Source organism: Okeania sp. SIO3I5, assembly GCF_010672085.1.
Lineage (GTDB): Bacteria > Cyanobacteriota > Cyanobacteriia > Cyanobacteriales > Microcoleaceae > Trichodesmium.
Genome location: NZ_JAAHHT010000204.1, coordinates 4,441 through 17,105, shown reverse-complemented (window position 1 = coordinate 17,105; position 12,665 = coordinate 4,441). Strand labels below are relative to the sequence as shown.

Sequence of the window (12,665 nt, the reverse complement as noted above, 5' to 3'; positions counted from 1 at the left end):
CTACCAATGCCTGAAAATTTTCTGCGCCAAAAATTGTTCTGGAGCCTTCTGTAATTCAGGTTTTTATGCGCCCGAATTGCTTTTTCTAGATACTGGCAAAATTTGAGGTTGTAAGTATCAAAAAAAAATCTAATCTGAGGTTGAATCTAATGAAGAAAACCAAGGGATCTAACTAAAGACTTAGCCAAATAATAAACAACTGGAATATATACAGCATTGCCGAATTGTTTCTTAGCAATATTCTCTCTACTATGGGCTCTAAAGCAACTAGGAAAACCTTTCTTAGAAACCTACAACTATGTGTAAAAATCTATGATTTTCGCTCTAAGTCTGTTTTTAACTATAGCTCGAAGCAAAGATTAGGAAATTTATTTAGGGCTTGCTGATTAAATTTCAAAGCATTTGTAGATAATGGTTTTAGCAATTTTATATCTTTAAAAAGTATCTGGTTTTCAGCTCTTCATCAAAATGCCAACATGCATTTTGGGCGCATTGTTAGGCAAAAAAATTCTCCCCTACTCCCCTACTCCCCTACTTTCACAGGGGTAGGTTTTTTACTTTTGATCTAATGATCTAAAAGAAGTGTGGGAAGAGGGGGGAGTTTATAAATATTTTTTGTATAAAAAAGTACATTTTTTTAAATATTTTATACTGAATCAAAGGGAGCGATCGCTCCTTTGTTAAAAACCTAGCCTTGTAAAACTCCCCTACTCCCCTACTCCCCTACTCCCCTACTCCCCTACTCCCCTACTCCTTAAAAAAGACTTTTTCAGCAAACCCTATTTATGTATGCAGATGCGACCTCGCGCCATGCTACAGCGCGGGGAAAGGTGCACCAAGCAGCTCAAACTCAGTTAGGGACTACTTCAGAATTCTGACTTGCGCGTAGCGCTATATTTTCTCCCAAGGCGAGCGCGCCTCTTTTAATAACTCATTTAAATCCTCTCCTTCTATCACTTCTTTTTCTAAAATTTGCTGAGAAATATTTTCCAACAAATCCCGATTATGATTCAAAATATCTAAAGCTTGTTGATAAGATTTTTCCACAATTTCCTTTAATTCATTATCTATTGCTTCCTGAGTTTTTGTACTAACAAAGCGACGTGGATTACCTCCATTATTACCCAAAAAACTTTCTTGTCCCCGCCATTCATAAACCAAATTACCTAAGACTTTACTCATCCCATAAATTGTCAGCATTTTTTCAGCAAAAAAAGTAGCTTTTTGTAGATCGTCAACAGCTCCTGTAGTAATATTTCCAAATACAATTTCCTCCGCAGCACGACCGCCTAATAAAGTTGCAATTTGCCCCTTAATTTCCTCTTCATCCCTTAAAAATCTATCCTCAGTTGGTAACTGTAAAGTATATCCTAAAGCTGCCATTCCCCTTGGCACAATTGAAATTTTTTCCACCTTACTAGAACCAGGCATTAATGCACCAACCAAAGCATGACCAACCTCGTGATAAGCTACTATTTTCTTTTCGCGATCGCTCAAAACTCGACTTTTTCTTTCTAATCCACCAATCACTCTTTCAATAGCTTCAGCAAAGTCTTGTTGTTCTACATATTCTCGTTTATTTCTAGCAGCTAATAAAGCAGCTTCATTTACAAGGTTAGCCAAATCTGCGCCACCAAAACCAGAAGTAATTCTTGCAACTTTATGCAAGTCAACATTTTCTCCTAACTTAACTTTTTTAGCATAAATCTTTAAAATTGCTTCCCGACCAACTAAATCTGGACGGTCTACCAATACCTGTCTATCAAACCTTCCCGGACGTAATAAAGCAGCATCCAAAGCTTCAGGTCTATTAGTCGCTGCTAAGACAATAACTGTTAAATCTCCTGCTCCAAAACCATCCATTTCAGTTAAGAGTTGATTCAGAGTTTGTTCCCGTTCATCGTTACTGCCACTCTGGGAATTTCCATTACTTCTAGACTTACCAATTGCGTCTATTTCATCAATAAAAATAATACAAGGGGCTTTCTTTTTTGCCTGTTTAAATAAATCACGAACTCTGGCAGCACCAGTACCAACAAATAGTTCTACAAATTCCGAACCAGAAATACTAAAAAATGGTACTCCTGCCTCTCCAGCAACTGCTTTTGCTAATAAAGTTTTACCTGTTCCCGGAGGTCCGACTAATAACAAACCTTTAGGGATTTTTGCACCAATTGCAGTGAAGCGTTTTGGTGATTTTAAGAAATCTACAATTTCAGTTAATTCTGTCTTTGCTTCTTCTACTCCAGCTATGTCAGTAAAGGTAATTTTTTCTGATTCTCCCTCTACATAAACTTTAGCTTTGCTCTTACTAATTGATAGAGAACCTTGAGGTCCGCGATTCATCAAAAACTGCAATGCTAATACTAATATAATGGGCGGAATTACCCAATTCAAAAGAATAGCAAACCAAGGATTTTTACGAGGTGAAACTCCAAATAAAACCTTATTATCTACTAAGCGTTGAAGTAATTGAGGGTCATTAATTCTAGTAGTAGAAGCAATTGAAGATTCGGGTTTATTTTCTTCTTTAATGAGATATATAATTTGTTGGTTATCTATTCTAACTTCAGTTACTTGTCCGCTTTCTACTTGTTGAAGAAATACACTGTAAGGAATGCGAGGCAGTTTGCGACGTGTCATGAAGCGACGTGGGATCAAGAAATACGCTGCTAATAACACAACTGCCAAAATTAATAAAGCACTTCCAATTTGACGGTTACGGGAATTTTTTGGATTCTTTTTAATACTCATATTTATTGTGGTATAATCCCATTTTGTAATTGGCAATAAGTCGGATATTTATTTTCAGACTAATATATTATTATAACATTTACATTTAGAGGATACCCCAGAAGGTCGAGTCTGGTTATACCATTTGTTAGGTGGTAATCTCAAATCCGGTTGAATACTTAGGGCTTGCTGATTAAATATAAAAACATTTACAGATAAAGGTTTTAGCCTTTTGAGGTCGAAAAAAACTACAAGGTTTTTGTGATAAAAAGCTCAAAAAATTAGGATTTTGGGCTTACTGTGGCAGACAAATAAAGGGATAATTCTTCCTCCTGTCTCCTCTAACTTCCCTATTCCTCCTGACTCCTGATATGATGTCTGTTTGTAGGGGCTTGCTGGCCAGCAAGCCCCTACTTCCTGTTTTGCGCTCCGCAATGCTGCGCAAACACTGAAGACCACTGACTATTGTCTATAACTTATCTTCTCCAAAGGCTTAAAATCGGCGGGAACTCGACCTACTGACTCACATAGTTTTCGCTTGTTGACAGCAGCATTAAAATCTCTGTCAGCCTCAAAACCACAGTTGCTGCATTCGTATCGTCTCGCACTCAATGGCATTTTCTGTTGATGCCCACACTGAGAACATAATTGAGAACTTGGATAAAATCTATCAGCGAGCTTTAACTCACTAGGTAGGCGATCAAGGACTATCATTTACCAAGGCGTGATTTTAGATTTTATATCAGAACTTGTATGCCATCCAGCTCTGTCAATGGTTAAGATAATATGTTTGTCTTCTCCTAACTGAAATTCTCGTGCAAAGTCTTCTAAAACTCAGTTAAAAAGCTCGCTAATTAACTTTTGGTAAAATCCAGTAGTAAGTTTCACCATTATTTGGATTAACTTGCGCCATATAACCATAGCCATTAGTATTTCCAGTTAACATTGGTGATCACTTTTTCTCCCAACTGAGCCCAGACTATAACAGCATATAGGTTTTAACCCTAAGCGATGTTCATCCATTGCCCAGACTTCAACTGTGGCCTCTGGGTATTTTTGACCTACTTCTTGGACTTTCTGGTTGAGTTTTTTTTCCACTGTTCTTGCTCTGTGATGTCCCCTTGGTCATGTGCTGGACGTGGTACTTTTAAACGCATTTCAAAGCGGAGTAAATATTCCCACCCTCTTTGAGGATGAATAGGACATTCCAGATGCTCACTCATCCACTGAGCTACTTTGGGTACAACCACCATAAACCTCCATCTACGGGTGGCTTTTGTAGTGCTTGCCTGAGCATTGCTTGGTCTATTTCTGAGAGTAGGGTAAATAACAGCTTGACAAAATCTATGATTATCTACTATAATCTATAGCTATCTATACCGATGCTACCGGATTTGATATCACAACAGCGAGCAGTAAGATCAACAACTATGGAAAAAGGGGTATCCCTCTTTTTCCATCAGTTAAACCGCATATTTGTTGTGTGCCTAGTTAGGGTTTGCTGAAAAAAGCAGAGTGTGGGGAGTGTGGTTCGTGTGGGAAGACAGAAAAAGTAAGAGGCTCCCCTAGCTGTGTCATTCTACTACTCACATTCAACCAAATTACCAGCAGAAACAAACCCCCGCAAAGGAAAACTAATTTCCACCCACTTACGTTTTTCACCATTTTTATCAGGAATAAACCGATAATTTTCTACTAAAATAAGCTGACCATCAACAGGCACTTTTCCTCTATATTTGGAACGTCTAGAAGCATCCGCGCGTACTGCTAAACCTCGTGGTGCTTTTCTACTATCAATTTCACGACATAAACTTTCATCTATTTCTGATGCAGACTCAGAAGTTGGAGATATTTGTGTCGGCAAATTATCAATAGGAGTATTTTGACCGGAAGATTCTGTAACTTCAGAACATTCTATTAAATTAGTCTCATTGCCAGGAAAACCCTTGGAAACAAATCCCGAAATAGGAGAAGTGATTTCTACCCAGGTGCGACCACCGGGTCCCCGAATATTTCGATAACCTTCTATTAATGTCACCTTTTGATTAAAATCTAGAGTACCAACCGGAGGAGAATTAGGGGTAGGTCTTTTGTTAACAGTTAAACCTCCTGCCTCATTAACTTGACGACATAAACTAGCAGTTTCTTCAAATATTTGAGTGATTTTTGGGGATATCTGAGTTGTTTCTTCAGATATTTGAGTAATTTCTGAAGATACCTGAATAGTTTCTTCAGATACCTGAGAAATTTTGATGCTTGTGATAGCTTTTTTAGCAACACTAACAACTATCATTAACATCAACATTAACAATGCTACTGATTGACGCATATTTATTCAGTTATCAGTTATCAGTTATAGCGCTACGCGAAGCGTGAATAGGGAATAGGGAATAGGGAATAGGGAATAGGGGAAAATAATTAATTATTTCTGTACGATAATTGATTTTTTTTTTGATTTTTGGAGATGTCTATACGCTAGGGAATAGGGAATAGGGAATAGGGGAAAATAATTAATTATTTCTGTACGATAATTGATTTTTTTTTTGATTTTTGGAGATGTCTATTTAGAGATATTAGAAACAGATTACTCTTAAAGTTTCATCTTTTGATTTACCAACGCCGTTTCTCCTCCCCCCTCTTCCCATCTTTCACTCGCTTCGAGCAAAGCTAGTGCAGGATGGCAGAAATAACATTTTGCAGTTACATGCTTCCCTTAAGCTTTACTCACCAATAATGCATGAATGCGCAAATTTTGACGAATTTTGAATTCGGCGTAGTAGTACTAGCTAAAACTGCTGCAAAAAGCGTAAGTCACTAGCATAAACCCGTCGAATGTCATCAATTTGGTGTAGCACCATGGCAAATCTTTCTACCCCAAAACCTGCTGCAAAACCTGTATATTTTTCCGGATCGTAACCTACTACTTGCAAAACATTGGGGTCTACCATCCCACACCCTAATACTTCTAACCATTTGCCATTCCATTCTAAATCTACTTCTGCTGAAGGTTCAGTAAATGGGAAATAACTAGCGCGGAAACGAATTGGTAAGTCTCCAAACATTTGTCGGAGGAATTCCTTGATAGTTCCTTTGAGGTCAGAAAATCTTAATCCCTCATCTACTGCCAAAAGTTCAATTTGATGGAAAACCGCAGCGTGGGTTGCATCTACAGTATCGCGCCGATAAACACGACCAGGTGCAACAATTCGGATGGGTGGTTCCTGTTTTTCCATGTAGCGGATCTGGACTGAGGAAGTGTGAGTCCGCATTAAATTTCCGTCTGGCAAATAGAAAGTATCCTGCATATCTCTCGCGGGGTGGTCTGGCGGAGTATTCAGAGCTTCAAAATTGTAGTAGTCACTTTCCATTTCTGGGCCAGTAGAAATCGTATACCCTAAACCAACGAAAATGTCAAGGGCACGGTCTATGAGGCCATTGAGGGGGTGAATTTTTCCCTGGGACCGATTTACCCCTGGCATACTAACATCTAAGGTTTCCGCTTCAAGTTGGGCGGCAATTTCTGCTGCTTGTAAGTTGCTACGTTTTTCATCTAGGTTGGTTTGGATAGCTTGTTTAACTTCATTGGCGATCGCTCCTACTTTTGGTCGTTCCTCTGGGCTGAGTTTACCCATTGCGCCGAGAATTTTGGACACTTGACCTTTTTTGCCTAGATAACTAATTCGTAAATCTTCTAATTTTTCTAGGCTTTCAGCGATGGCGATCGCTTCTGTTGCTCCTTGACCTAATTCTTTTAATTGGGTTTCTATATCACTTATCTGCATAATTGGAGAATAATATTTACAATACTTTTATTTGTGAAGTTCTCTCCCGTTAAATCGGAGATTATAACGGGAGTTTCTAAAGCAGGGATAATTGAATCCAAGCCTTAGAAGTTTCTTGTCTCACAGGCTGACCAGTGTCTAAGCCGCCGTTAAACTAAGCCAGGTAAGTTACCCTATCCGACTCGTCTTCAGAACCTCTAGTTGAGACTTTCACCTCCAAAAAGGCTCCTCTCTTAAACGTCCCTTGTTATGGGTACATCCCTACCCTAAAATCAACATATCGTTAACCCATATATAACCTTCAGGTAAGTCCTGTAACTTAAGTTTTGGATATGTCTTTTTATCTAAAGCAGTTTTAGTATCGTGGCAATGTCGGTGCAACAATTGTTTGTTTTTATATGTGTTGTCACCACCTTTAGACCTAGGTTTTATATGGTCAGTTTCCATAAGGTCAGTCGATCTAAAGGTTAGTCCACATTCAGGCGCATTTATTCTTTTGCCGTTTTAACAGCGTTGTGACTTCTTTCCTTAGGCCTGGATGTTTGCCGATTCTACTACTCCAATAAGTCCAGTCGCCATCATAAGGGGATTTACTACCTTTCACTTTGATGTGCCTTATAATAATAGATACATCTGAGTGTAGGTTTAGTACATATTCACCATCATTAAGAATCCAGTTTCTGGTTCCTATTGGAGAAAAATACTTTTTCTTTACCCACGTTGCTGACTTGTTTGGATGCCTCCTACTTGCCCACCTCCATAGTCTTTTCCATAGAAAGTAATCCAGGTTGGAAAATACTTCTTTACTTGCCTTGGGTGGAAAAGTAGTTAGCCCATCCCTTTATTACCGAATTTAACTTGGCTATTAAAGCTTCTGTAGGGGCAGTATTATATTTGTCACATATATCTGCCAATTTCCGATAATGAGTTTTTATGCTCTTGGAGGATGGTTTATTCAGCGTTTTAAATCCTTGTCTAGTTGACTTGACCTCATATTGCCTGATGTTAAATCCTAGAAAGTCAAATCCTGGTTGATTCCCATCATATTTTTTCAAGGTGTGGGCAATTTTGGTCTTTTCTGGTTTTAGTTCTAATCCTACCTGGTTTAACCATTCCTGTATTACGGATGCGGCTTGTTGAACTACTTTGATGTCCTCGTGTAGGATTACAAAGTCATGACTCATAGCGTATTAGACTAAGGCTATTTCGCTTATCTCTTTTGCTCATATTGCTCCCTGAAGGGTGTTTGAGTTGGAGATTTTCTATAAATTTCATTAGTCTTTCTTCCATACCGTGTAAGGCGATGTTTGCGCTTTAGAGGACTAATCACCCCTCCCTGTGGTGTTCCTTCCACAGTGTTTGAGAATTGTTTATTGTCGAAAACCCCGGACTTTAGCCATTGCTTGACTAATCGTTTATAGGGGGATTGACCTACTTTTCAAGGGCAGTGCATCATGGTTAATTCGGTCATGCGCATTTGGATATGTCAGCATCCAGTACAAATTTGGGTTTTTTGTTGATACTGTCAAATATGGCTTGTATAGCGTCATGTGTTGACCTCCGGAAAAGACCATAGCTATTAGGTTCATGCGCGTGCCTCCCATTCTGGTTCCATACCTAGCTTTACCAGAGCTTGTAATGCGCGGTCGTACATTGTAGGGATTCCAAGCGGACGCTTTTCATCCTTCCCTGGTTTTGGTATCCAGACTCTACGAGTTGGACTTGCTTTGAAGTAGCGTGAATTTAATAGATTTACCAAGTTAAATCTCTGCATTGGAGGCAGGTTTTTTATACCGTCTATCCCGGCAGTTTTCTTACCTTGATTATCCTGTGTCACGCGCCTAACAGCTAGCAACCTTGCGTAATAACTTTTGGTCAGAAGTATGAGAGTATTTACGCCGGAAAGCGGATTTCGCCCTATATTCTTAGGTGTCTTAGAGAGGTTTCCTCGTTCCCTTATTCCTTTATTACGACTGATTTAGTGGGGCAAAGTCTCCCGGAGGGTTCATTATGGTTGTTGATAATCCAGCCTATATAAGACTATCCATTAACCCCCTGACTTTTGTCCTACATCCCATAGCTACCTTTGGAATGGCTCTTGCTTTCGAGAGTTTAATTACCTTCCTGTTAGTCCACTTGTCAGCCTCTGCTTGCGGTATCGTTCCTTGGTAACTGGTACTTTCCCGCTTTTAGACCAGCTTCACCGATTGATGTTCAGTCTCTACAGTGTGGCCTATGCTTTCTACCCAACAACGAGGCGGTGGAATTTCACCACTAAGGATATAAGAGTTTTCCAATGGCTTTATGTTTAACCTCCTTTTTAAAATTTGCCATGGAAGGCTAGATATACCTGCTTTTCAGCAGTCTTGGCTAGCCAACAAGTCGCACACAAGCAGGCAAGATGATACCCACCTCGCATAATGCTTTATTCAGTATGTTTCGTGCTGCATTCTCATCTCTATCTAGAACTGTTCCACATTTAGGACAATTCGGGAGTTCTGAGTGACAAAGTTTTAGGTACTTTCTGACCACAATTACTACAATGCATGTGATGTATTATAGAGGATGTACGGGCGAATGGCCATTCGCCCGTACTCACAATTTAGGACAATTCGGGAGTTCTGAGTGACAAAGTTTTAGGTACTTTCTGACCACAATTACTACAATGCATGTGATGTATTATGAGGATGTACGGGCGAATGGCCATTCGCCCGTACTCACATGAATACCTTAAATAATTAATAATTAATAGTTAATAATTAAAGAATTATTCATTATTCATTATTCATTATTTACCTACATCATAAATTGATTTTGACAATTTAGTATTTCTCGCCAAACCTTTAATATTAAGGTTTTCAACAGCAATTAAATCATATTCCTTAACCAGTTTATGAGCGGTAATGCAAGTGGAAATCTTCTCTTTGAAGAGCAATATGTATTCAATGAATAATGAATAATTAATAATGAAAGAAGGAATATGATTATTCACTAATTATTAATTATTAGAAGTTGGTTTAGTTCAATTAAATTCTGTTAATTATTAATTATCAACGTGCTTTTTTCCAGTTATGAGACCCAATTTCTTTTCTATCTGCTTGACCTTGCTTTTTGCCTAAATTAGATTGAGATTTTCTAGAAAAATTAGGGACAGGAATAGTATCACCAGTATTAGTGGTCAAAAACTCTTTTAAACCTACATCAATACCTACAGCAGCCTGGAGATTGCTAACAGGAATTAGAGCAGCAACTGACTTATCTTCCAAACTAAAACTCACTTGCGGAACCATCAGCTTTTTTAGTTATGGTTGCAGTTTTAATAGTAAATCCATCTGGAATTGGTCTATGAACTATTACTGGAATAGCTCCAAATCTGCTAATAATAATTTGTTTACCATTAAACTTAACTGCTGATGAACGGATGATTAACTCTACTAAAGCATAATGACCTTAGTTTGCCAGACTTCTTAAATCTTGGTCTGCCAAATCTTTTACCTGTTTGATCAGGAACTAACCAACGCTTCGAGGCTTTATCCAACCTTTGCAAGTTGATTTGTTGAACTTCTTATGGAGATTTCTTTGTATTCTGGAAAGAGAATTTTTGTTTGTTTAAGTGCTGATTGCTGAAAATAATAATCAGGTTTGTCAGGAATTTCGCCGATAGGACATGACACTATTGAGCATCGGTCTAATTGACACCTAGTTCTATTCAACCGGTCCAGTCTTTGACTATCAAGCGTAATTCCAATGCCTCCTGAGCAACTAAGCGCCAATAATCAATTTTGACTGACTGTTCAGAAGTGGACTTAATATTATAGCAATAAGTAATTGTACTATTTTGATAGTACACTTACTGCTATGTTATGTCAAGTAACTATAATAAAGGTTTTAGGTCTGTTTATTCTCTTACTGTCCATATTGTATTTGTCACCAAGTACCGAAAAAAAGTAATTACCTCTGAAATGCTCCAGCAGTTAAATAAAATATTGGATGAAACCTGCCAAAAGTGGGAATGTGAGGCGCGTAGAGTTTAATGGTGAAGTTGACCATGTACATTTATTAATCACCTTTAACCCAAAAGTTCATAGGTAGGTTTTATCGGAAATCGGTATTCTGGACGGGATCTTATTTTGTTGCTAGTTGTGGAGGTGTAACTATTGAGCAATTAAAAAAATATGTTCAACATCAATCGAAACCTGTTTAACTTGCTCTCGGCAATTCCCCTCCCGTTATAATCTCCGATTTAACGGGAGACCCCTTGCCTAATTAAGTTGTCACCTTGTCCTCCTTGTTCTCCCTATTCCCTACTCCCTTGAAAAAATGAAAATATTGATTAGTAACGACGACGGCATTTTTGCGGAAGGTATCCGGAGTTTAGCTAATGGTTTAGCAGCAGCAGGCCATGAAGTTATTGTTGTTTGTCCTGACAAAGAACGTTCAGCTACAGGTCATGGTATAACATTACATCAACCAATTCGGGCCGAAATTGTCAAATCAATTTTCGATGATGGGATAATAGCTTGGGCCTGTTCTGGTACTCCTGCTGATTGTGTAAAATTGGCCTTATATTGCTTATTAGAAACTAAACCAGATTTAGTATTAGCAGGAATTAATCATGGCCCGAATTTAGGAACAGATATTTTATATTCCGGTACTGTTTCTGCAGCAATGGAAGGAATAGTGGAAAATATTCCTAGCATTGCTTTTAGTCTAGGCAGTTACACTTCTAGAGAATTTGAAGTTGCTGTTAAATTTGCTCAAAGTTTAGTGCAGAAAATAGAAAGCCAACCTTTAGAAAATTTAATGTTACTAAATGTAAACATTCCGGCAGTTAAGGAAACAGAAATAGCAGGGGTAAAAATTACCCGTCAAGGAATTCGTCGATACATAGAGCTATTTGAAAAACGGGTCGATCCGCGAGGTAAAACCTACTATTGGCTAGCTGGAGAATTGCAGGAAGAAGTAGAAGACACTAACGATGAACCCTCCGTAGAAAAATTACCAACAGATATTCAGGCAATGGGTGAAAAATATATTACAGTTACTCCCTTGCAATACAATCTAACTTATGGTAAGCAATTGGGCTATCTGCAAAAGTGGAAAATTGATAATTTTAATGAATAGTTAACACTATATAGAATAGAAAGTTAAGGCTAAACTATATAAAGAATAGGCAAGATATTTCAGATTGCAGATCAAAAAACTTTAGCCGTCTAATTGGTAATAATTTTCGTTGATTTATCAAAAACAAATATGAGCGCTCCCACATCTAAGAGTAATTATGTAATATGTCCAATTTGCAGTCACTCCAGTATTGGACAACCAGTAGAAATGTTTAATGGGCTATTTATCTGTCCATATTGTCATTCTCATTTGGTCATAAGTTGGAGTGGCCATTATGTCAAAGACCCCTTAGCGATCCAACAGCTAGATATTGGACAAATGCTCAGACGGCAAAGTAGACCCTTGGCCAGGTTACGCCGCGACTTAACCCGTCAGTATCTACCAATAGTTGCGGTGATTGGTGGTGCAATATTTTTGGGAGGAGCGATCGCTGCTCTAAGTAGATATGATTTTAGATCCGCGATGTTTGATGGAGTATTAGAGTGGGTGCAAGAAAAAGAATTGTTTGATAATTAAAAGAGTCAGTAGTTACTGAGTTTATACTGTTATTTTTGAATAATTATAAGTAAACCTATAGAAGTTTTCGGCTTCGATAAACTACAATTTTTTAGGTAACTCTCAAGTATTTTCTAACTGGTCATTGCCGATTATCAAAAGATTTTTTTTACTCAAATTTGCGCTCTAAGGATTGAGCGAAAAAAAATAAAATATCTAGTCATAAACATTGTTTTGGGAGTTAATATACCCATGTCGGAACAAAATGAAATTACCTATGAACTTTTACAAGAAAAAGATATAGAACAAACAATTAATTGTTTAGTTGATGTATTTCCTAGTGCAGAACCTTTGTCAAGGGCACTTGAAATTACTCCTAGTGAGTTTTATCCCTTTGCTGAGGCAATTTGCCAAAAAGCTGTGGCAGAAGGGTTATCTCATATTGCTAAAGATACAGCTAATTCTGAAGTAGCAGGTTTTATTATTTCAGAGAATTTAACCAAGGAGTTTGATGAACAAAAAGACGAAAAT

The 12,665-nt window shown here is 38.0% G+C and carries 13 protein-coding genes and 3 pseudogenes; 4 read left to right on the top strand and 12 right to left on the bottom strand.

Features of this window, described 5'->3' with window-relative positions; genetic code table 11:
* Nucleotides 1–146 precede the first annotated feature (146 nt).
* The 12 genes and pseudogenes from F6K40_RS41125 to F6K40_RS30720 form a co-directional block, all read right to left on the bottom strand.
* Nucleotides 147–266: pseudogene (locus tag F6K40_RS41125) on the bottom strand (hypothetical protein); the annotation flags it as partial.
* Between the two features lie 625 nt (nt 267–891).
* Entirely contained in the window at nt 892–2,754 is a 1,863-nt protein-coding gene (gene ftsH, locus F6K40_RS30755; RefSeq protein WP_293141451.1) for an ATP-dependent zinc metalloprotease FtsH, read from the bottom strand.
* A gap of 441 nt (nt 2,755–3,195) precedes the next feature.
* Nucleotides 3,196–3,435, bottom strand: a pseudogene (locus F6K40_RS30750) (zinc ribbon domain-containing protein); the annotation flags it as partial.
* Nucleotides 3,436–3,794: 359 nt separating this feature from the next.
* Nucleotides 3,795–3,986, bottom strand: a complete 192-nt coding sequence (locus tag F6K40_RS30745; protein WP_293141449.1) for a winged helix-turn-helix domain-containing protein — start codon at nt 3,984–3,986, stop codon at nt 3,795–3,797.
* Nucleotides 3,987–4,315: 329 nt separating this feature from the next.
* Complete coding sequence (locus tag F6K40_RS30740; RefSeq protein ID WP_293141448.1) at nt 4,316–5,062, bottom strand: SH3 domain-containing protein; 747 nt, start codon at nt 5,060–5,062, stop codon at nt 4,316–4,318.
* Nucleotides 5,063–5,519: 457 nt separating this feature from the next.
* Nucleotides 5,520–6,515 carry a phenylalanine--tRNA ligase subunit alpha gene (gene pheS, locus F6K40_RS30735; protein ID WP_293141446.1) on the bottom strand — a complete coding sequence of 332 codons (996 nt, stop codon included), beginning with the start codon at nt 6,513–6,515 and terminating at the stop codon, nt 5,520–5,522.
* 261 nt (nt 6,516–6,776) lie between these two features.
* Complete coding sequence (locus tag F6K40_RS41120) at nt 6,777–6,962, bottom strand: HNH endonuclease (protein ID WP_365673364.1); 186 nt, start codon at nt 6,960–6,962, stop codon at nt 6,777–6,779.
* A 31-nt stretch (nt 6,963–6,993) separates the two neighbouring features.
* Complete coding sequence (locus F6K40_RS41115) at nt 6,994–7,302, bottom strand: group II intron maturase-specific domain-containing protein (protein ID WP_365673369.1); 309 nt, start codon at nt 7,300–7,302, stop codon at nt 6,994–6,996.
* 16 nt (nt 7,303–7,318) lie between these two features.
* Nucleotides 7,319–7,699: a reverse transcriptase domain-containing protein gene (locus F6K40_RS41110; protein ID WP_365673362.1), complete on the bottom strand. Its 381-nt coding sequence runs from the start codon at nt 7,697–7,699 to the stop codon at nt 7,319–7,321.
* A gap of 401 nt (nt 7,700–8,100) precedes the next feature.
* A complete protein-coding gene (locus F6K40_RS41105) occupies nt 8,101–8,370 on the bottom strand; it encodes a reverse transcriptase N-terminal domain-containing protein (RefSeq protein WP_365673359.1) in 270 nt (89 codons plus the stop codon).
* Nucleotides 8,371–8,885: 515 nt separating this feature from the next.
* A complete protein-coding gene (locus tag F6K40_RS30725) occupies nt 8,886–9,047 on the bottom strand; it encodes a zinc ribbon domain-containing protein (RefSeq protein ID WP_365673356.1) in 162 nt (53 codons plus the stop codon).
* A gap of 518 nt (nt 9,048–9,565) precedes the next feature.
* The gene (locus F6K40_RS30720) at nt 9,566–9,805 is read right to left on the bottom strand and encodes a transposase (protein ID WP_293141444.1); all 240 of its coding nucleotides are present in this window, start codon (nt 9,803–9,805) and stop codon (nt 9,566–9,568) included.
* A gap of 573 nt (nt 9,806–10,378) precedes the next feature.
* Between F6K40_RS30720 and tnpA the strand changes: the two are divergent.
* The 4 genes and pseudogenes from tnpA to F6K40_RS30700 all read left to right on the top strand — a co-directional run.
* A pseudogene (gene tnpA / locus F6K40_RS30715) lies at nt 10,379–10,719 on the top strand (IS200/IS605 family transposase).
* Nucleotides 10,720–10,835: 116 nt separating this feature from the next.
* Nucleotides 10,836–11,639: a 5'/3'-nucleotidase SurE gene (surE, locus tag F6K40_RS30710; RefSeq protein WP_293141442.1), complete on the top strand. Its 804-nt coding sequence runs from the start codon at nt 10,836–10,838 to the stop codon at nt 11,637–11,639.
* A 129-nt stretch (nt 11,640–11,768) separates the two neighbouring features.
* Nucleotides 11,769–12,155 carry a hypothetical protein gene (locus tag F6K40_RS30705; protein ID WP_293141440.1) on the top strand — a complete coding sequence of 129 codons (387 nt, stop codon included), beginning with the start codon at nt 11,769–11,771 and terminating at the stop codon, nt 12,153–12,155.
* Between the two features lie 231 nt (nt 12,156–12,386).
* Nucleotides 12,387–12,665: hypothetical protein (locus F6K40_RS30700; RefSeq protein WP_293141438.1), on the top strand; the 279-nt coding region annotated here is incomplete at its 3' end.

Excerpts from the sequence above, each read along its gene's own strand:
- F6K40_RS41110 (WP_365673362.1), bottom strand. The coding sequence starts at position 7,699 with ATGAGTCATGACTTTGTAATCCTACACGAGGACATCAAAGTAGTTCAA.
- pheS (WP_293141446.1), bottom strand. The coding sequence starts at position 6,515 with ATGCAGATAAGTGATATAGAAACCCAATTAAAAGAATTAGGTCAAGGA.
- F6K40_RS30740 (WP_293141448.1), bottom strand. The coding sequence starts at position 5,062 with ATGCGTCAATCAGTAGCATTGTTAATGTTGATGTTAATGATAGTTGTT.
- F6K40_RS30745 (WP_293141449.1), bottom strand. The coding sequence starts at position 3,986 with ATGGTGGTTGTACCCAAAGTAGCTCAGTGGATGAGTGAGCATCTGGAA.
- F6K40_RS30705 (WP_293141440.1), top strand. The coding sequence starts at position 11,769 with ATGAGCGCTCCCACATCTAAGAGTAATTATGTAATATGTCCAATTTGC.
- surE (WP_293141442.1), top strand. The coding sequence starts at position 10,836 with ATGAAAATATTGATTAGTAACGACGACGGCATTTTTGCGGAAGGTATC.
- ftsH (WP_293141451.1), bottom strand. The coding sequence starts at position 2,754 with ATGAGTATTAAAAAGAATCCAAAAAATTCCCGTAACCGTCAAATTGGA.
- F6K40_RS30720 (WP_293141444.1), bottom strand. The coding sequence starts at position 9,805 with ATGGTTCCGCAAGTGAGTTTTAGTTTGGAAGATAAGTCAGTTGCTGCT.
- F6K40_RS41120 (WP_365673364.1), bottom strand. The coding sequence starts at position 6,962 with ATGGAAACTGACCATATAAAACCTAGGTCTAAAGGTGGTGACAACACA.